Origin of the sequence: Thalassotalea psychrophila (assembly GCF_031583595.1) — a bacterium.
In the GTDB taxonomy this organism is placed as follows: Bacteria; Pseudomonadota; Gammaproteobacteria; order Enterobacterales; family Alteromonadaceae; genus Thalassotalea_A; species Thalassotalea_A psychrophila.
Genome location: NZ_CP134145.1, coordinates 820,937 through 840,477 on the forward strand (window position 1 = coordinate 820,937; position 19,541 = coordinate 840,477).

General features: G+C 36.5%; 13 protein-coding genes. 8 read left to right on the forward strand and 5 right to left on the reverse strand.

Annotated features, from left to right (window positions below):
- Positions 1-8 precede the first annotated feature (8 nt).
- Complete coding sequence (locus tag RGQ13_RS03515) at positions 9-173, forward strand: DUF2986 domain-containing protein (RefSeq protein ID WP_348392177.1); 165 nt, start codon at positions 9-11, stop codon at positions 171-173.
- Positions 174-310: 137 nt separating this feature from the next.
- Here the strand turns inward: RGQ13_RS03515 and RGQ13_RS03520 are convergent, their stop codons facing one another.
- Both RGQ13_RS03520 and RGQ13_RS03525 read right to left on the reverse strand, forming a co-directional pair.
- Positions 311-1,429: an aminotransferase class V-fold PLP-dependent enzyme gene (locus RGQ13_RS03520; RefSeq protein ID WP_348392178.1), complete on the reverse strand. Its 1,119-nt coding sequence runs from the start codon at positions 1,427-1,429 to the stop codon at positions 311-313.
- On the reverse strand, positions 1,426-2,598 hold the full coding sequence (locus RGQ13_RS03525; protein ID WP_348392179.1) for a PrnB family protein: 1,173 nt from the start codon (positions 2,596-2,598) through the stop codon (positions 1,426-1,428). The genes RGQ13_RS03520 and RGQ13_RS03525 overlap by 4 nt, the downstream gene beginning before the upstream one ends.
- Before the next feature lie 176 nt (positions 2,599-2,774).
- On the opposite strand from RGQ13_RS03525, the gene RGQ13_RS03530 reads away from it, so the two are divergent.
- Positions 2,775-3,239: an Lrp/AsnC family transcriptional regulator gene (locus tag RGQ13_RS03530; protein ID WP_348393373.1), complete on the forward strand. Its 465-nt coding sequence runs from the start codon at positions 2,775-2,777 to the stop codon at positions 3,237-3,239.
- Here RGQ13_RS03530 and RGQ13_RS03535 read toward each other — a convergent pair.
- The 3 genes from RGQ13_RS03535 to RGQ13_RS03545 all read right to left on the reverse strand — a co-directional run bounded on the left by RGQ13_RS03535 (position 3,226) and on the right by RGQ13_RS03545 (position 8,138).
- A complete protein-coding gene (locus RGQ13_RS03535) occupies positions 3,226-5,172 on the reverse strand; it encodes a DNA topoisomerase III (RefSeq protein ID WP_348392180.1) in 1,947 nt (648 codons plus the stop codon). The genes RGQ13_RS03530 and RGQ13_RS03535 overlap by 14 nt on opposite strands.
- Before the next feature lie 89 nt (positions 5,173-5,261).
- A complete protein-coding gene (locus RGQ13_RS03540) occupies positions 5,262-6,272 on the reverse strand; it encodes a LacI family DNA-binding transcriptional regulator (RefSeq protein ID WP_348392181.1) in 1,011 nt (336 codons plus the stop codon).
- Positions 6,273-6,509: 237 nt separating this feature from the next.
- On the reverse strand, positions 6,510-8,138 hold the full coding sequence (locus RGQ13_RS03545) for a sulfatase family protein (RefSeq protein WP_348392182.1): 1,629 nt from the start codon (positions 8,136-8,138) through the stop codon (positions 6,510-6,512).
- A 196-nt stretch (positions 8,139-8,334) separates the two neighbouring features.
- Between RGQ13_RS03545 and RGQ13_RS03550 the strand changes: the two genes are divergently transcribed.
- The 6 genes from RGQ13_RS03550 to RGQ13_RS03575 all read left to right on the forward strand — a co-directional run bounded on the left by RGQ13_RS03550 (position 8,335) and on the right by RGQ13_RS03575 (position 18,769).
- The gene (locus tag RGQ13_RS03550) at positions 8,335-10,653 is read left to right on the forward strand and encodes a glycoside hydrolase family 3 N-terminal domain-containing protein (protein ID WP_348392183.1); all 2,319 of its coding nucleotides are present in this window, start codon (positions 8,335-8,337) and stop codon (positions 10,651-10,653) included.
- Between the two features lie 8 nt (positions 10,654-10,661).
- The gene (locus RGQ13_RS03555; protein ID WP_348392184.1) at positions 10,662-12,089 is read left to right on the forward strand and encodes a sulfatase; all 1,428 of its coding nucleotides are present in this window, start codon (positions 10,662-10,664) and stop codon (positions 12,087-12,089) included.
- Between the two features lie 208 nt (positions 12,090-12,297).
- Positions 12,298-13,593 (forward strand): sugar MFS transporter, encoded by a 1,296-nt coding sequence (locus tag RGQ13_RS03560; RefSeq protein ID WP_348392185.1) that lies wholly within the window; start codon positions 12,298-12,300, stop codon positions 13,591-13,593.
- Between the two features lie 45 nt (positions 13,594-13,638).
- Positions 13,639-13,923 (forward strand): EF-hand domain-containing protein, encoded by a 285-nt coding sequence (locus RGQ13_RS03565; protein ID WP_348392186.1) that lies wholly within the window; start codon positions 13,639-13,641, stop codon positions 13,921-13,923.
- Between the two features lie 379 nt (positions 13,924-14,302).
- A complete protein-coding gene (locus tag RGQ13_RS03570; RefSeq protein ID WP_348392187.1) occupies positions 14,303-17,101 on the forward strand; it encodes a TonB-dependent receptor in 2,799 nt (932 codons plus the stop codon).
- Positions 17,102-17,152: 51 nt separating this feature from the next.
- A complete protein-coding gene (locus tag RGQ13_RS03575) occupies positions 17,153-18,769 on the forward strand; it encodes a hypothetical protein (protein ID WP_348392188.1) in 1,617 nt (538 codons plus the stop codon).
- Positions 18,770-19,541: the final 772 nt, after the last annotated feature.

Consider the following 19,541-nt stretch of genomic DNA (forward strand, 5'->3'; position numbering starts at 1 on the left):
GGTGAGTCATGAATAGAAAAAAGAAAGTAAAATCAACATTGAAAGCACAGTTAAAACGCTCAAAAGCCAAGTTGCAAAAATCGAGCAAACCTAAGTATATTTCTAAAGCTGAACGAGCAAAACTAGAGCTCGAACAGCAGGGGAACAATGAAAACAACACAAATGACGAATAATTTGAGATGTTTATTAATTTAAACCACGTCATCCTGTGTGAGCCTAAGCGAGGCACGGGACCTCCTTAATTGACAGTGTGCTTTTAAAATAACGCTGTTTTTCTTTCATCATTGCGATAATAATCGCAATCTGTCAGTTAATAGTTTGCCTTCACTACATCAATAAATTGCTGAATATCATCTGCATCATTATATATATGAGCCGACACTCGCATACCTAAATGACGCGCATCAACGCTGATATTAGCGTCAGCTAGAGCGTCCATAATTTTTTCTTGTTTATCAGAAAAATCTAAAATAACTGTTCCACTGCGGATCGCTTTATCTAGTGGAGATTTTAGTTCGCTATCAAACTCGCTCACAATCAAATCAACCATACTTTGATTATGGGCTCTGATGTTTTCTGAGCCTAATTGAGCAAAGTACTCAATCGAGTGACTTGCTAAAGCAAAAGGTGTTATAGATGGCGTACCACCCCAAAATTTCATTGCCGATTGATTATAATTAAAATTGTGAATATCGAACTCAAATGGATTTTCATGTGAAAACCAGCCAACATCTTTTGGTTGGCATTGTTCAATAATATCTGGATTTACCCATAAATAGCCTGCACCAGGTCCGCCACATAGCCATTTAACACTAGAGCCAATCATAAAGTCTGGTCTTACACTTTGTAAATTTAACGGAATCACACCAGCAGATTGAGCAATATCTAACACTGATATTATGCCAAGCTCTTTTGCAAGTGATATCACTTCAGCAACTGGTGCCAACTGGCCTGTGTTTGAATAGGCATTTGAGATAAATACTAAATCAATATCTTTTGATAAATGTTGTTGCCAAACATTGGTATTAGTAATGTCTAATGTTTTATCAATAAAGCGAATTTCTGCACCTTGTGGTAGTGCTTTTTGCAACGCAAAACCCATACTTGGAAAATCAATTTCGCTCATCAAAATAACTGTATTTGTTTTCTCTAAAGAGGCTAATGACATTACAATTTTTGTTAAACTACTCGACAAGTTCACTTGAGGGCAAAATTGTTCAATTGGAGCATTAAACATAGCGCTTAATGCCGATTGAAAGTTATTGACCACCTCTAACCAACTGCCCCAAGGCTCTCTGCCTGAGTTTTGCCAAGGTGATAAAAAACTGTCTTTGAAGGCTTGCTCAACAGTGGCTAAAGGCCGACCTACTGAGTGATTTAATAGGTAGTTACTATTAGCTAATAAGAAATCTTTTTTAAACTGGCTCATGTTAAAAGGCTACTTTTTAGAGTTTGAATATCTGCGTAACGAGTACGAATGTCATCACGTTTGTGCGCTGCACGTCTGTCACGTAGTTTTTCTAATGAATCTAGTAATACGTGTAATGGTGGTCCACTGGCAGTAACTTTATCCATATGTTTATCTGCCATCCCCGTTGAAGGTTTAGAAATGTATTTACCTACTAGTTGGTTATGATGTTGAATAGCTGTGGTGCCATGCAGTTTACATACATCTAAAAATAAGCTTAAGTTTTCTTGATACCATGATTGCTTATGGCAAGCACTGACATTTAAAAAATCATCCATAATACTGCTTCTGCGCATCGTATCACGCAAGATCAATTGATCTTCTGGCATCATATATAAAAACTTATCTACTAGCATTTGTGAATAAGAAGGTTCATTAGCAAAGCATAAGCCAAGCTGTAAATCGATAACGTTAATACCTGCAAAATCACCAGCATTTGCGCCTCGATAGACTTCTTTACCAACACGATATGGTTTGTAATATGGACGTACACAATTAAAGAATCTGTCAGTATCGAGCTTCTCAAACAGCAATTTATTAGAATCTATAACATCTTTTAGCCCCTGCTTTGCAACGTTTAATAAGTCAGCGGTAATAGGATGAGAAATACCCAATGGTTGAATTTTAATTATTGCATCAGCAGCACGTTTATAAGCCAAAATAGCTTTGGTGTTGTAATCAATAAATACCTTTTCATCTTCTAAATGAGTAAAGCGCTTGTAGTTACCATTAAATGCTTTGTTGTGAGTAGTTAAATGTGCAGTGGCAAAACGTGGCGTAACACCAATAGAAGCACCAATATGCATAGCAAGGGCAGATGCTTCAATTAAAGGAGATGATCGCTCTCTTGATGGTTCAGTAATTTCGTGGCGACGACAAGCAGCCATATAAAGCCCAACATTGCCTAATAAATCAAAAGCATTATCAAAACCGTTGTCGGTATTACCTTCATCGAGTAGCGGCAGTATTAATGCGCGACCTTCAGCTTCAAGTTGCTGCTTAAGATCTTCACCAATATTCACCACATTGGCTTTATCATCTTGTTGCCAATATAGATGTTCTAATTCTGTGTTTAAATCACAAAAGCTGGTTCTGATCCATTGATCAAATGCTCGGGAATTTGCGGTCACGTTCTTATCCTGTATTGCATGACTAAATTAATAGAATTTGTAAAAGCTCATGCTAGCAGAATGATAAAACAGTAATTCGCTAAAATCTCGCTCTAAAACTTATCTTTGTAGTGGAAATAATCAAAAACTGCTATTGTGTTAATGTATTTAACTAAATAATCTTAGGCTTTGTAGTGATTTTAGATAAAAAAGATAAAATGATAGTTGAAAAACTACAACGTAATGGTCGTATTTCTATGTCGGAGCTTGCGCAAGAGGTGAGTTTGTCTGATACCCCTTGCTTAAGAAGAGTAAAAAAACTTGAACAAGGAGGCGTGATAGAAGGTTATCAAGCAATCCTAAATAGGCAAGCGTTTAACTTAAACGTATTGGTATATGCTTTTGTGCGGTTAAGTGCTAATTCAGATAATTTGGCTAACCAGTTTGAACAAACAGTTGCCGGATTAGAGCAAGTGTTAGAGTGCTCTGTAGTTACTGGTGCTTATGATTATCTGTTGAAGATTATTGCCGAAGATCTAGAAGACTATGAAAGCTTTGTTAAAAAATCATTAGGAAGAATGGATTACATTGCCACTATTGAATCAACAGTGGTACTTAAACAAACTTTTTCTAGAAATACCTTACCAATTAAGCCGTTTTAGCGAGCTTCTTTTTGCGGTTAAAACGCTTCTTTTTAAAACCATTTGTTGGTTTACCTTTTGGCAGCTTACTGAATGATAAATTACTGGCCTGAATAACCATACTTTCTATTACTGATACTAAAGGTGACATGAAGCTTTGATAATTACTTTGTTGCTCACATATTGCATTTAACGTAGCTTCCCATTGTGCCGTCATATCGGGACTAGTGGCCATTATAGGTAACGCATCGATTAAAGACTTCCCGACTAATGTCGCTTTTATTTGCTTACCTTGGCGTTCTAAAAAACCACGCTTAAATAATAATTCGATAATGCCTGCACGAGTAGCTTCTGTGCCTAAGCCGTCCGTATCTTTAAGGATTTTCTTTATGTCATTGTCGGTAACATAGCGAGCGATACCTGTCATCGCTTGTAGTAGTGTTGCATCGGTAAAACTTTGTGGAGGTTGGGTGTTTTTTTCAATAAGCTCACCTGCTTGGCAGTGTAAAATGTCACCTTTGATTAATGCGGGTAAGTTTTGTACATCATGGTCGGTTGAGTTATGTTGTTTTGAATTAGCCGAGCTAACTGATTTTTTGAATAATACCTTCCAGCCTTGTTGCAGTGGATTTTTGCAATTAACCTTAAATTCACCACCACTAATGTTTAATAGCAGCTTGGTCTGCTCATAAGTAAAAGCCGGAAAAAATTGTGCTAAATATTGGCGTACAATGAGCTGATAAATATTCTTTTCAAAAGAATTTAAATTAATATTGTTGGCTGATTTTTCAGTTGGAATAATGGCATGATGAGCGGTTACTTTTTTATCATTCCAGGCTTTACTAACTATGTTTTTATCTGCGCTTTTGGCATGCTCTGCAAAAGGTAAAGCCGACTGTGCTAGCATATTAATAATTTGTTGCGCTTGTTTTAACTGATCTTTAGGTAAGTATCTACTGTCAGAGCGAGGGTAAGTAATAAGTTTGTGCTTTTCATATAACCCCTGACAAATATCGAGTACCAATTTTGCGTTCATCGAGAATGCTTTTGCTGCATCTATTTGTAGGGAAGATAAGTTATAAGGCAGCGGTGCGAATTGTTTCTTATGTTCCGTTTTTATATCACTTACCAAGGCTTGCTTGTTGTTAATTCTAGCAACAACATTTTCAGCTAAGGCTTTCACCAGTACTCTATTTTCATCATCCATATAAGGCTGACATGCCGCACTTGGTTGCCATTTTGCTTTAAATGTATCACCGCTTTTTGTTTCAATATGGGCTAATACGTCATAAAAAGGTTTACTAACAAAGTTATCAATCTCATTATCGCGAGCTACTACTAGTCCTAATATTGGTGTTTGTACTCGGCCAACAGATAAAACTCCTTGATAACCTGATTTTTGCCCTTGTATAGTGAAAGCTCTGGTTAAATTGATACCGTAAAGCCAGTCGGCTCTTGAACGAGCTAGGGCTGAAATAGATAGAGGAATAAAGTCTTTATTTGGTTTCAAGGTATTTAATGCGCGTTTTACTGCAGCTAGATTTAAATCACTGATTAACAAGCGTTGAATATTGGCTTTTTTAGTTTTACTCACTTTTAAGTAATCGATTACTTCATCAACCAGTAATTGACCTTCTCGGTCGGGATCGCCGGCGTGTACTATAGCATCGCATCGTTTTACTAGCTTTCTAAGAACGGTAAGTTGTGATCGAGTTTGAGTTTTAGGCTTTAACTGCCAAACTTCAGGGATAATAGGTAAGTGCTGCATATCCCATTTTTTGTATTTTTCATCATAAGCATCGGGATCTACTTGCTCAAGAATATGACCAATACACCAACTAACTACATCGCCATTACCTGCCTCAATATAGCCTTGTTGCTTTTTATGCGGTTTTGGTAAAGCATCGGCAATGGCTCTACCAAGGCTTGGCTTTTCGGCAATGTATAGTTTCATCAAAATTCCATTATGCAAATGACATTTTTGACAATAACATTTAACTGTTTATTTATACAGTTAAATATTCAGACTAGAAAGCTTGGAGCTTAAAGTTTAGGGCTGGTTGAGTTTCTTAACACCAATTTACATTTAAATTGACTTTGAACTTCATCAAAATCTTGCTTCTTGATATGACGGATCAGCTTTTGCACTGCATGTTTGGCAATATCAAAAATAGGTTGTTTAACCGTAGTTAATGATGGCCAAATTTGCTGAGATACTGGAGCATCATCATAACCAACAACTGATAAATTAGCTGGAATATTAATATGCATTTGAGCAGCTACTTTTAACACCGCTGCTGCCATATAGTCATTACTAGCAAATATAGCCGTAGGCTTGTGAACTTGGGTAAGGAGTTGTCTTGCACAGGTTTCGCCTGATTCAAAGGTGAATTGACCCTGTTTAATTAATTCATCATCCACGCGTACATTCATCTCGTCCATTGCTTGTAAATAGCCTTCATACCGCTTATGCGTTGCACCAAAATCAGGATGGCCTTTAATCATTGCAATATCAGTATGGCCAAGCGAAATCAAATATTTGGTAATTTCGTAAGCTGCTTGCTTATCATCGGATACAACATAAGGAGATGAATGTTCTTGATGAAATGGCGAAATTCTAACGAAAGGTATTTCATTTTTATCTAATAATGCGATGATTTCTTCATTGTCACATAAAGGATGAGTTAACAAGAAACCATCCTGGCTTGAGTGAGTTATAATTGATTCAATATTATTGATTAAATTTTCATTAGTATGATCACAAGGCAATATTTGTAAATTGTAACCATCACTATTGGCCTGTTCAATGGCACCATTTTGCAGTTCTAATACATAACTTGGGTTTGGATTTGAATAAAGCAACGTAAGAATAAAAGAGTTTTGGCCGCGTAAACCTCGTGCTAAAGGGTTTCTTTTAAAGTTTAATTCAGCAACTGCTTTATTAACTTTATCTTGCATAGCAGGGCGAACATTAGGCTCATTATTAATAACCCTGGAAACAGTTTTTACCGAAACACCAGCTAAACTAGCAACATCTTTAATTGTAGCTTTCATTTTTACTCACATATTTATTATTGTAAAATTAATGCATTGAAGTTTTTTTAATTCCATCAATCTGTATCGGGAAAACAGGGAAATACCCACCTTATTAATCTTTTCTAGTCAATAGCACTTCAGTTTTATTATATATCTTTAATTGTAATATTATCAATTGATAACGATGCTATTATAAAATAATAAAAAGGCCTGCAAAAATACAGACCTTTGATGCTGGGGAGCTTTTAAATTAAATTATTCTGCTTTTATTTTCTTTTTATCGTGTTTCATGAAAGAACGTAATCCATCATCGGTTTCACTTTTTTCCCATTGCTCTGGGAATTCAGCCGCTTTTGAACGAGAGCCTTCACGATAAACTGCGCCGGAGCTAAACTTTTCGGTAAATGGCACCGTATGCTCACCTTGATTGTTTGCTAAGCGATCAAATAATTTTTTACGCATTTCAACAACTACCGCTAAGTATTTTTCATCGTTAATTAAGTTTTTCATTTCACGAGGGTCGTTTTCTAAATCATATAATTCTTCAGTATCCCAAATTCCGTGATATTGAATTAATTTAAAGTTATCAGAGCGTAGTGCAAATGTTGTTGGTGTTGAAGGGTAATTAAACTCCCAGTAATACTCATATAGGAAATCATTACGCCACTTTCCATCAGCTTCACCTTGGGTAAGATTTAAGAAACTTTTGCCATCGAAATGATCTGGTGCTTTAACGCCGGCCATTGCCAATAATGTTGGCGCAATATCAATGTTAGCCACCATTTCTTCTACTACTTTCCCTGCTTCTAAATAACCTGGAGCATAAGCAAGTAGTGGTACTCGCATAGATTCTTCATAAGCATTGCGCTTATCAATTAAACCATGTTCACCAAACATAAATCCGTTGTCACCCATAAGGATAACGGTGGTATTTTCAGTTAAATCGTTTTCTTCTAACCAAGATAATATACGGCCAACACTGTCATCTACAGCCGAAATTGCGCGGTGATATTGTTTCTTATATGACTGTACATCCAATGAACTATGATATGGAAAATCTACACCATGCCAACTGTTACGTTGGTTTTGCACCCACATAGGTTTACCTTTACGGTTCTCTTTTGTGTCTGCTTGACTTGCCGGTACTGGTAACTTTACAGCGTCATAAAGGTTTTCATGGCGCTTTGCTGGTGCAAAATTAGAATGCACAGCCTTATGAGAAAGATATAGCATAAACGGCTTATTATCATTGCGATCAGTTAGCCAATTAATTGAATAATCAGTCAACTCGTCAGTAATGTAACCTGTTTGCGGTACTCGTTTACCGTTAACATTAAACGTATATGGTTTGCCATTTGGCTTCTTTTTTGGGTAATAGATACCTTGCCCGGGGAAACTTAACCAATAATCAAAACCAGGTTGTGGCGCATCATTTGCGCCGTGTCCCGCATCTTCGCCCATGTGCCACTTACCAATGAAGGCTGTTTGATAGCCAGCGTCTTGTAAATAACTTGGGAAAAATACTGTACCTGGCCTTGGTGGTTTATTATTGTCAACAACACCGTGGTTATGCATGTATTGACCTGTAAGAATTGAAGCTCTACTCGGAGAACAAAGGGCTGTAGTTACGAATGCATTTTTAAAGTGAACCCCTTCATTAGCTAACTTATCCATATTGGGAGTATTCAGAATAGGGTTTAAAATACCCAGTTCATCATAACGTTGATCATCAGTAAGGATGTAGATAATGTTGCGCTTTGGGGCTACTGATTTTTCTACAGCTTGCACTGAATATGTTTGGCTACAAAGCGCAATTAGCGTGCTAAGTCCAATAATTAAGCTTCTGTGTGTACTGACTGAAGTCTTTGCTAATATTTTTTTCAACGTTTTACTCCTACAACAAGGCTTAAATTCCATGTAACCTACTAAGCCTGTACTTTATTTTATCCATGAATAGCTGTTGAATATTTATTTTCAATGCTCTCGGGTATTTGACAACTTAATCATTAAATACGCTCTTGACACCGTTGTCAAGAGCGTATTTAATAACTAAAAATTATTTATAAAAAGAATCGACATAATGAAAACTAAATTTTCAATCTCTATCTTGTCATTAGCGGCTTTGTATAGCGCCTCTGTGTATGCCAGTACAGAAACTTTATTACCTTACAAAAACTCTAACTTGAGTGCCGAACAACGTGTTGATGACTTAATTTCACGTATGACACTGACCGAAAAAGCCGGTCAAATGAGTCAGTACGTTGGACTTGAGCATATTACTGCATCAGAAAAACAGCTAACTGAAGAGCAATTAAACAGTTCAGATGCTCATGGTTTTTACCCAGGGTTAAGTATTGAAGATCTGAAAATGATGATTGAAAATGGCGAAATCGGTTCTTTTTTACATGTTGTAAATGTAAAAGAAGCGAATACATTGCAGCAACATGCAATGAAATCTCGTTTAGGTATTCCGCTAATTATTGGTATAGATGCAATTCACGGTAATGCATTAGTCCGTGGTGCAACCGTTTACCCTTCACCGATAAGTGCCGCGAGTTCTTTTAATCTTGATTTGGTAAAAAAATCGTCGACAGAAACGGCCAAAGAAATGCGCGCTAATGGCTCACATTGGACCTTTACCCCGAACGTAGATATTGTTCGAGATCCTCGTTGGGGAAGAGTAGGTGAGACATTCGGCGAAGATCCATATCTGGTCGCTAAAATGGGCGTTGCCACTGTTGAAGGGTTACAACAAGACGACTTCAAAGGTCATGACAAGGTTATTGCTAATGCTAAACACTTTGTTGGTGGTGGCGATTCTATTAATGGTTTGAACCTTGCCCCTCTCGATGTTTCTGAACGCACTTTAAGACAAGACTATTTTCCTCCATTTAAAGAGGTCGTTGATGCCGGCGTTTTTACCATTATGGCTGCTCATAACGAAGTAAACGGTGTGCCCTCGCATGGCAATAAATTTATATTGGATCAGGTACTTCGTGAAGAATGGGGTTTTTCAGGCTTTGTAGTTAGTGATTGGTTGGACGTTGACCGTTTAAAAACCTTGCATAGAGTTGTTCCAACCCATAAAGAAGCTGTTCATTTAACCATTGACTCTGGCATGGATATGAATATGCATGGTCCAAATTTTGCGCCGCCAATTATTGAGTTAGTCAATGAGGACCGTTTAACCGAAAAGCGCATTGATGAGTCTGTAAAACCAATTCTATTAGCGAAATTTCGCTTAGGTTTGTTCGACACTCCTTATGTTGATGAAGCGTTAAGAGATAAAGTTAACTTTCATCCTGAGCATCAAAAAACATCACTTGCTATGGCCCGTGAGTCTATTGTTTTGTTAAAAAATGATAATAATATTTTACCTTTTAAAGCGCCTAAAAATATTTTTATTACTGGCCCAAATGCTGATGCGCACACCATTTTAGGTGATTGGTCTTTACCTCAACCAGAAGAAAACGTGACAACTGTTCTTGAAGGCTTGCAACAAGTAAGCTCAAAGCAAGTTAATATTGATTATTTAGATGTAGGCAAACAAGTAAAAACGCTAACAGATAAACAAATTAGCGAAGCAGCTAAACGAGCAAAATCTGCTGATGTTAGTATTGTTGTTGTTGGTGAGAACCCACTTCGTTTTGACAATGAAGGCAAAACTTCAGGTGAAAACGTTGCTCGTGCAGAGCTAGATTTATATGGTAAACAATTAGAGCTAATAAAAGCTGTTCATAGTGCAGGCAAACCTGTGATTGTTGTATTAGTTAACGGTCGCCCTATTTCGGAACCTTGGTTAGTAGAGAACGTTGATGCCATAGTTGAAGCATGGGAGCCAGGTAGCTTTGGGGGCCAAGCGGTTGCTGAAGTTTTATATGGCCAGGTAAACCCAAGTGCAAAAATGCCAATTTCTGTGCCATACAGTGCTGGCCATATCCAATCAATTTATAATCATAAGCCATCAACTTACTTTAAAAACTATGTCGACTTGCCAACTAAAAATTTGTATGAATTTGGTTTTGGCTTAAGTTACAGCACATTTGAATACTCAAATTTGACTCTTGATAAAACACAAATTAACAAAGACGGTAGTGCAACAGCTACAGTAAGTGTTACTAATACCAGTGATGTTGCTGGTGATGAGATTGTACAATTATATATTCGTGACAATTACAGCCAAGTAACTCGTCCGGTGAAAGAACTGAAAGGTTTTAAGCGTATACATGTTCCGGCTAATTCAGCTGTCGATGTGAGTTTCAAAATCAATCCAGACATGTTGGCATATTACAATTTGGCGATGCAATGGGGGGTTGAAGCCGGTGATTTTACTTTAATGCTAGGTTCATCTTCAAAAGATACTGATCTTCAAACGATTACTCTTAATGTGAAAAAATAGGAATAAAAATGCATTTTTCGAAACTCATTACAACAATAGCAATTACATTAAGTTGTGTATCAATTACGGCTTTTGCTGCAGCTGAGAAAAAACCACTTAATGTGTTATTTATCGCAGTGGACGATTTAAAACCATTAATAGGAGCTTATGGTAATGATAAAATTATCACTCCTAACATTGATGCTATTGCGGCACAAGGAACGCTATTTAACAACGCGTATTCTCAATGGCCAGTTTGTGGACCTTCTAGAATGAGTTTACTTACTGGTTTGCGTCCTGAAGTTAATGGCATTATGAATTTAAAAGATAAAATTCGTGACGTAAACCCTAGTGTGGTGACCTTACCGCAATTGTTTATAGAACATGGCTATGAGACTGCTGCTGTGGGTAAAATATTTGATCCACGAAATGTTGATAGTCGCAAAACAGATGATCCTGCATCATGGTCAATTGCCTATAAACCACCTACTTCTTTTATGAAAGGTAAGCAAAAATTAGCGGTAGAATCGTTAGAAGGGCCAATAGAAAAATTTGTAGATGGCAACATCAACAAACGCAGCATTAAACTATTAAAACAAATGGCTGACAGCAACAAACCATTCTTTTTAGCGGTAGGTTATAAACGCCCACATTTACCGTTTACTGCACCTAAACAATTTTTTGATTTATACGATCCTGCAACATTCACTTTAGCGCCGTTTCAGCAAGCTCCTAAAAACAGTAATGCCAAATATATTTTAAATAATAATGGTGAAATGTTGACCTACAAACCTACACCAAAAGCCGGTGAAAAGGTGAAACCCTACCCTAAAGGACCATTTTCTGAAGCCCATCAACGAGAACTTATCCACGGTTACTACGCCGCGGTGAGTTTTGTCGATCATTTAGTGGGTGAATTAACCGCTGAACTTGAAGCGACGGGGCAAGCGGATAACACAGCTATTGTGTTTTGGGGTGATCATGGCTTTCACTTAGGTGATCACGGTATGTGGGGTAAGCATACCACTATGGAGCAAGCCAACCATGTCCCATTAATTATTAAAATGCCAGGACAAAAAGCCAGTGTTTATAAAAAGCCGGTTGGCTTAATGGATATTTATCCAACGTTAGCTGAGCTGAGTAAGTTGAAATTACCTTATGAATTAAATGGTGACTCGTTAGTGCCTGCAATGAAAGGCCAAAAAGAAAGCAAGCAGCCTGTGGCAATAAGCCAATATAAACGCGTTGGAGCATTTGGTTATTCGTTACGCACAGAAAAGTACCGTTACACTGAATGGTTAAGTAAAAATAAAAAAGTTGTCTATCGTGATTTGTACGATATGGAGCATGATAGTGGTGAAACCAATAACGTAATAAATGATCCTAAATACCAAGATGTTGCCGATACTCTGGCTAAATTGTTACGTGAAAATAACAAGGGATTGAAACGTCTATAACGGTTAATACAAAAGCTTTAATGCTTAGCGTAGCATCAAAATAAAACGGTTGATAACGTTATCAATTGCTGTATGCTAATAAAAGATTCATACAATTTACCAGTTCGATTTGCAAACATAGTTAACGATAATATGATGTGTGATGTACTGGTAGATTGTAAAAATAAAACTATAAAAATTTAACAAAGCAATTTATATCGGAAATATTATGGCATCACTTGCAAGTACCAATGAACAAACTATTGTTGCACCTAATGAAAATCTTAATAACAACGTCAGCTTAGTTATTCTAACTTCACTGTTTTTTCTTTGGGGGTTTATCACTTGTTTAAATGATATTTTGATCCCTCATTTAAAGGGCGTATTTTCTTTAAACTACACGCAGGCGATGCTAATTCAATTTTGCTTTTTTAGTGCTTACGCCATTATGTCTATGCCTTCGGCCAGCTTAATCAAAAGAGTTGGTTTCAAAATGGGAATAGTGTCAGGATTAGTTATTGCAGGCATTGGCTGCTTAATGTTCTATCCTGCAGCTTCAAGTCAATCTTATCCTATGTTTTTAGCTGCATTATTTGTACTTGCATCAGGAATTACTTGTTTGCAAGTATCTGCTAACCCTTACGTAACAGCGTTAGGTGAAGCCAAAACTGCATCAAGTCGTTTAATAATGACGCAAGCGTTTAACGCTTTAGGTACTACTGTAGCGCCATTTTTTGGTGGTTTATTAATTCTTTCTGGCGTTGCTATTGGTGTTGAAGAACTAAGCTTAATGTCTGCTGCTGAACAAGCACAATATAAAATTGCTGAAGCTCAATCGGTACAAATCCCTTATGTTGGATTAGCAGTGGTTTTATTTATTCTAGCTGCTATTTTTGTATGGTTAAAACTACCAACAATTTCTAGTATTGATGGTGATGAATCAACAACAGCAAGTGAGAAGGTTAAATCGGCATGGACATTTCCGCATTTAACTTTAGGTGCTGTGGCCATTTTCGTTTATGTAGGCGCAGAAGTTTCAATTGGTAGTTTCTTAATTAACTTTATTAGTGAAGAGAATATCTTAGGTTTAGCTGAAGCTGAAGCTGCTCATTACATTGCCTATTATTGGGGCGGGGCGATGGTTGGTCGATTTATTGGTGCTGTTCTTACGCGCTACATTGCTGCAAACAGAATATTAGTATTCAACTCTATTGCATCGGTTAGTTTGATTTTCGTTGCGATGTTTACCAATGGCTATGTTGCAATGGTTGCTATTTTAGCGGTAGGTTTATGTAACTCTATTATGTTCCCAACTATCTTTTCATTGGCAGTAACCGACCTTGGTAAGGCGACTAGCCAAGGCTCAGGTATTTTATGTTTAGCAATTGTTGGTGGAGCAATTATTCCTCTATTTCAAGGCGTTTTAGCCGATACAATTGGTATTCAATTAGGATTTATATTACCTGCAGTATGTTATATATTTATTGCATACTACGGCTATAAAGGTGCGTTGATTCGCAAATAAAAACCATTAAATAAAACTATAACTATAAAATTAATAGGAAGTATTATGAAAAAAATTTATACAACAGTAGCAGTGGCAGCATTAATGCTTGGTTCTATTAGCAGTGCAAATGCTATTAGTGAACAATATTTTGCTAAGCTTGATATAAACAACGACGGCTCATTAGATGTAAGTGAGTTCTCAAAAAATTTAGATAAATATTTTGAGAAAAAAAATATTACTGATCCAGAAGATAAAAAGAAAAAAGCCAAAAATGGTTTTAATAAAAAAGACTTAAATGGCGATGGTAAACTTACTTTTGAAGAAATGAATACTGAACCAAAAAAATAACGTTAGTATTATTATTTAAATAAAGCCCTAAGTAAAAATTTTACTTAGGGCTTTTTTTATTCATAAATGACTGAACTAAGAATTGTATTAGACAAGTCTAGTACTGTTTATTTATGCCGAACTGGTTAAGTTGGTTGTTATGTAAGTGATTGATTTTTTGATTTATTTTTACTTTGTTTTAGTTTTTTTGTGAAGCAACATTTCATTAATAAAAGTCATTTGTTAAATAATTTATACTATTTTGTAAAGTTGTGTAAGTTTATGCTTTGACATCGTTATCATTTGATGTATGCTAATTGTACTAAAAAATTAATAATAAGTGTTTTTAATTGCTTTCTAAAGATAGCAACTAGTGAAAATTATAACTCAGGGGAAGGAAATGCTAGACAACTCTAAAAAGTCATTGTTGGCTCTTAGTATCTTAGCTATTTTACACGGCACTGCATGGGCTCAAGAAGAAAGCACAGCAACGGCTAAAGTAGAAGCTGATAAAGTTACCACAGAACAAGCTGACAGTGATGTACCAAAAAAAGATATTGAAGATATCGAAGTTATTGAGGTACAAGGTACTCGTGGCAGTTTAAAGCGCTCTATGAATGCTAAACGCTATGCTGACCAGGTTATGGATGGTATTTCTGCTGAAGACATTGGTAAGCTGCCTGATAATAATATTGCTGAAGCGCTTTCTCGGGTTGTTGGTGTTTCTTTAAGTCGTGAAGATGGTGAAGGTCAATACATAAGTATTCGAGGTATGGACCCTTCACTGAGTACTGTTACGGTAAATGGGCAAACTATGGGCTCTACTGCAAATGGTAGTGCCGAAACTAGTGGCTCTCGCAGTGTGAACTTAAATAATGTAGATAGCTCTATGGTTTCTGCTATCGAAGTATTTAAAAGCCCTACGGCTAATATGATTGAAGGTTCAATTGGCGGTACTGTTAATCTTAAGTCACGCGATCCTATTGCGACTGGGGATAGAGGTTCAATTGGTATTAAAGGTGAGTACAATGAAATTTCTGAAGAATATGGTAATGCTTTAAACTTGCTACTTAATACCGCAAACGAAGCTGAAACCTTTGGTGCAAATCTTACTGTAAGTACGTACAACCGTACCACCCAACGTAATTCATTTGAATCAAAAGGTTGGCGTAAACAAGCTAAGACTGAAGGTCTGGAATTAGAATATGCTGATATACCAGGTGAACTATATAAAATCGAAGATATTCGCTCTAAAAATGTAGTAGAAGATCGTGACCGTATTAACGTCGGCTTGAAGCTACAATGGTTACCAACCGATTCTTTAGATGCTAAGTTAAATATCCTCTACGGTAAGCAAGATATAAGTCAAGAAAGTCTACGTAGTATTTATATTTTTAGACATGAAAAACGATTAATTGACGCAGATAGTATTGAGATTGATTATGAAGACGCTGATTCAAGTGAACGTACTCTTGTTGATTATGGTGAAGATCCACTTGCCAATAGCAGCGGCAATGTAATTCAAGAAATTTCTAGTTGGAATCCAGCGTCGGCCAGTCAAAATAATTATGAATCTGAAGCCTATTTTTCTGAAGCGGAAAAAGAAATTTATAATGTAAGTTTAAGCGTTGATATTGATGTATCAGAAAATTTAACCATTACACCTATAATAGGCATGAGTTCAGCTGAAGATAAAACCGAATGGGTTACCCCAGCGTTTGCAGCTAATGCTGACAATATTGGTTTTAGGCTAGAAAACGGCACTTGGGACCCTGAAATAATTTATTCTGATGATCCCGCTGATTTGCATGCACTTGAACCTGAAAATATGTACCTTAAGCGTTTGAGTTTTGCTGAACGTAGTTTAACGGATGATCAAACTTTTCAACAAGTTGACTTTAATTATCAGTTAGACAGTGAATACTTCAGAGGTATTGAATTTGGTCTACGCCATTCTGATAATGAAAAGGATTGGGATCCAAAACGAAGTGATCCAACAGGTACTGTCGAAGATGTTGAATCAGCTATTGGCGAGCAAGTCATGTTTGCTGATTATGCAAAATTAAGAACTATCAATAATCAAACAAAATATGCTCCACAAGATAGCTGGTTTGCCCCGATTGAAGACAAAATTGTTAAAAACTTTAAGCAGTACGCTATTATCGAATCTACGCCAACAGAACCATATAATATTAAAGAAGAAGTATTTGCTGGATATGTGCAAGTAAATATTGATGCAACATTATTTGATATTCCTGTTCGTGGTAATGCAGGTGTTCGTTATGTTGAAACTAAAGTTGAAGCAAGTGCCAATCGTAATGAATCCCTAAATGGGCAAGAATGGGTTTGGACCACGTTTGAAAATGATTATGAAGACGTATTACCAAGCGTTAACTTAGCTTTTATTTTAACTGAAGACTTTATTTTACGTGCTGCTGGCGCTAGCGTTATGGCGAGACCTAATCATCGTCAGCTTGCTCCGGGTTTTAGATACGTTGACGATGGTAAAGAAGATCCTCATTACAACTTTGGTAATCCGTATCTTTCTCCATACCGTGCTAATCAATATGATTTAAGTGCCGAATGGTATTTTAATGCTGAAAGTTTAGTGTCAGTAGGTTTGTTTTATAAAGATATTGACAACTTTATAGTTACGATCAACGAAGAACGAACTATTCCTGAATATAATAATGGCTTTCCAATTATTGTTAAGCAGCCTATTAATGGTGAAGAAGCAGAAGTATCTGGTGTAGAGTTTAGTTATCAACAGGCTTTTGTAAATTTACCTTCGCCATTTGATGGACTTGGTACTGCGATTAATTACACCTATAACGACACAAATGCTGAATTACCAAATGATGTAAACAATGCAGTAAGCAGCTTACCTGGCTTCTCAAAAGATACCTTTAATACCACAGTTTATTGGGAAAAATACGGAGCAAATATTAGGCTTGCGTATAACTTCCGTAGCGAGTATTTCAAAAATTATGCATTTACCGGCGAAACAGTCCATGTTGATGACTTTGAGCAGTTAGATTTAAGTGCCGGATATCGTTTCAATAAGACTATGTCTGTGTCATTTGTAGCCCGTAATATTTTAGGTGAAGAAACATTCGAATACGTAAACATACCTTCGCAGGCATTTTCCGCTAAAGATAACGGTAGAACATATAGCCTAGGCTTTAAATATAACTTTTAATTTAATAATAAAAACGAAAACAATTAAATTAAACAAACTAGGGGAACTAGTATGAACAAAAAATCATTATTGGTATCGTCATTGACCGCTCTGGCTTTAATGGGCTGTGATGGATCGTCTGATGAAGGTACTGAACCAGTATTTAAAGCTTTTATGGAAGCGATTGAATTTACAGATGCTAATTTAAAAGCATGTGTAGAGCAAACTATTGAAGATCAGGATATAAACCAATCAGCACAATTAACGCATTTAGATTGTGAACAACCAATTGTTGATGCTTCTGGCTTAGAAAATTTTTATAGTCTAGAGTCTATCAACCTTGCAACTGCTGGTATGTCATGTGAAGAGTATGATCAAGTACAAAAGCAGTTGAATTTGCCTGGATTTCAATATGGCCGCAATGAGCCAATTGATGTACAACAAACTGACGAGTGTTTTTATAATGAATTAGAGTTTGCCGATGCACATTTAAGAGAGTGTGTTGTAAACGAATATAACCTAAATGGCTGGGCATCGACTGACGATTTAACTGTGCTTAGCTGTACTAATAGTGCAATTAAATCTATTGCAGGCTTGGAGGTTTTTACCGAGTTAATGTCATTAGATATTACAGAAACTTCAGTAAACTGTGCAGAAGCGTTTGATTTTGATGAAAGTAACCCGAACACAACGGTAGCTAACCCGAGCGTTTGTAATATTTCTAATATTGATTTTTCAGCACCGGTTGAGCAATGTGTTACTGCTAACACACCTGAAAGTGGGCTTGTTATTCATTTAGAGGCGCTTACTTGTGCAGATGAGAACATCATAGATTTAACCGGTTTAGATTTATTAACCTCATTAAAAACATTAGATATTTATGAAACAGGCACTGATTGTCAAAGCATTACTTTGTTAAAACAGGACTTACCTGAAACAGAGATGTTCGTTCCTGAACAATGTGTTTTAAATGCAGACATGCTATTAACAAATTTACCGCGTCCATACCCGGTATTAGATGAAGCGGGTGAAATTGCTTATGTTACTTTCCCTGATCCTAAAACGCGCATGTGTTATGAAAGACTGACTGAAAATAAAACTAAACTAGGTCAAGTGACGCAATTAAAGTGTGGTTGGAATAATGAAGATGAGAGAGGGCTGGGTTCGTTTGAAGGTGCCGAATACCTTTTATTTGTTAAAGAAGTAGCTGGTTCACATAGTGTGGTACAAGATTTATCGCCACTTTATAATTTACCAGCATTAACCCATATAGATATCGCTTATAACCTAGTAATTACTACCGAGCAATATGCTGAACTTGGTGAGCATCAAGGTGCCAACATTACTCATTTGCGTGCTATGGGTATGAGCTTTGTAAATTTAGATGCATTAGAGCAATTCACTGCTGCAATAGAGTTAAACTTAAGTTCAAGTAATTTGAGGTTTGATCCTGAAGCGTCAGATTGGGGAGCTATTCCAAAAATGACAAGCTTGAAAACATTACTTTTAAAGAAAAATAAAATACAATCATTACAGCACCTGCATGTTATGACTGCTCTAGAGGAAATTAATATTCAAGAGCAAGCTGATAATGGTATTTTAACATTACCATGTACAGAGGTTGATGCTCTGCAAGCTGCACTTCCTGACCTGAATATCATTCAAGATGCAAAAACTTGCTTTGAGTAAATATTAACATTAACTAAATAAAAACCAGTTCACTTTGAGCTGGTTTTTTTTTCGTTTTGTATAGCAATTCACTTTACATTTTGAACCGATATATTCATCTTATAAAAATGTTTATTAAGCCTGCTTGAAAGGCTAGACAACTCTGAATTACTGTTAAATTATTTTCTACCTCATAGCCTATACCCATTTATATTTCTTATTGTAGCTCTATCTAGGCATTAATAAACTAGCAAGCATTCTTGCATTAAAGATTACATCTAAAGCACTGTTTAAACATACACATTAACTGATAGCTTTGTTGATATATTTGTTAGCCAATTTGACCTAATATTTCTAAGGGATTATCGTTGCTTAATTGATTTTTTAGGCGACGTCATTGATGCACTAGCTTGAGCGACACAGGATGCCAAAGCTGATAACGACCGTTTATGCTGTATTCTCCTCAATGCCTTGCTTACAAGCCTTTAAGTTCTCACAGAGTAGAGTAGGAAGTAACTTATTCAGCTTGGTATGTAATCCTCTAAAACTAAGTATATAGAGTAATTATTTCCTGTCATAGACAAAGCCTTAGAGCTCTTAATTTTATAAGAACCGATACCAGCATCGCTACCTATTCAAATGGATTATGTGACTGTTTAGCGCTAACACAAAGTGGTTTTGCAGATGTTGAAATTACAATTCTGGTGGGCTGTGTAGTAAATAAAAGAGACTAAGTGGCAATGGAAAAGCGTATATCCGCAGTAAAAAAAAGTCCCTCGTAATAACGAGGGAC

Coding starts and splice junctions, on each gene's coding strand:
- RGQ13_RS03515 (WP_348392177.1), top strand. CDS start 9: ATGAATAGAAAAAAGAAAGTAAAATCAACATTGAAAGCACAGTTAAAA.
- RGQ13_RS03520 (WP_348392178.1), bottom strand. CDS start 1,429: ATGAGCCAGTTTAAAAAAGATTTCTTATTAGCTAATAGTAACTACCTA.
- RGQ13_RS03535 (WP_348392180.1), bottom strand. CDS start 5,172: ATGAAACTATACATTGCCGAAAAGCCAAGCCTTGGTAGAGCCATTGCC.
- RGQ13_RS03540 (WP_348392181.1), bottom strand. CDS start 6,272: ATGAAAGCTACAATTAAAGATGTTGCTAGTTTAGCTGGTGTTTCGGTA.
- RGQ13_RS03550 (WP_348392183.1), top strand. CDS start 8,335: ATGAAAACTAAATTTTCAATCTCTATCTTGTCATTAGCGGCTTTGTAT.
- RGQ13_RS03555 (WP_348392184.1), top strand. CDS start 10,662: ATGCATTTTTCGAAACTCATTACAACAATAGCAATTACATTAAGTTGT.
- RGQ13_RS03560 (WP_348392185.1), top strand. CDS start 12,298: ATGGCATCACTTGCAAGTACCAATGAACAAACTATTGTTGCACCTAAT.
- RGQ13_RS03565 (WP_348392186.1), top strand. CDS start 13,639: ATGAAAAAAATTTATACAACAGTAGCAGTGGCAGCATTAATGCTTGGT.
- RGQ13_RS03570 (WP_348392187.1), top strand. CDS start 14,303: ATGCTAGACAACTCTAAAAAGTCATTGTTGGCTCTTAGTATCTTAGCT.
- RGQ13_RS03575 (WP_348392188.1), top strand. CDS start 17,153: ATGAACAAAAAATCATTATTGGTATCGTCATTGACCGCTCTGGCTTTA.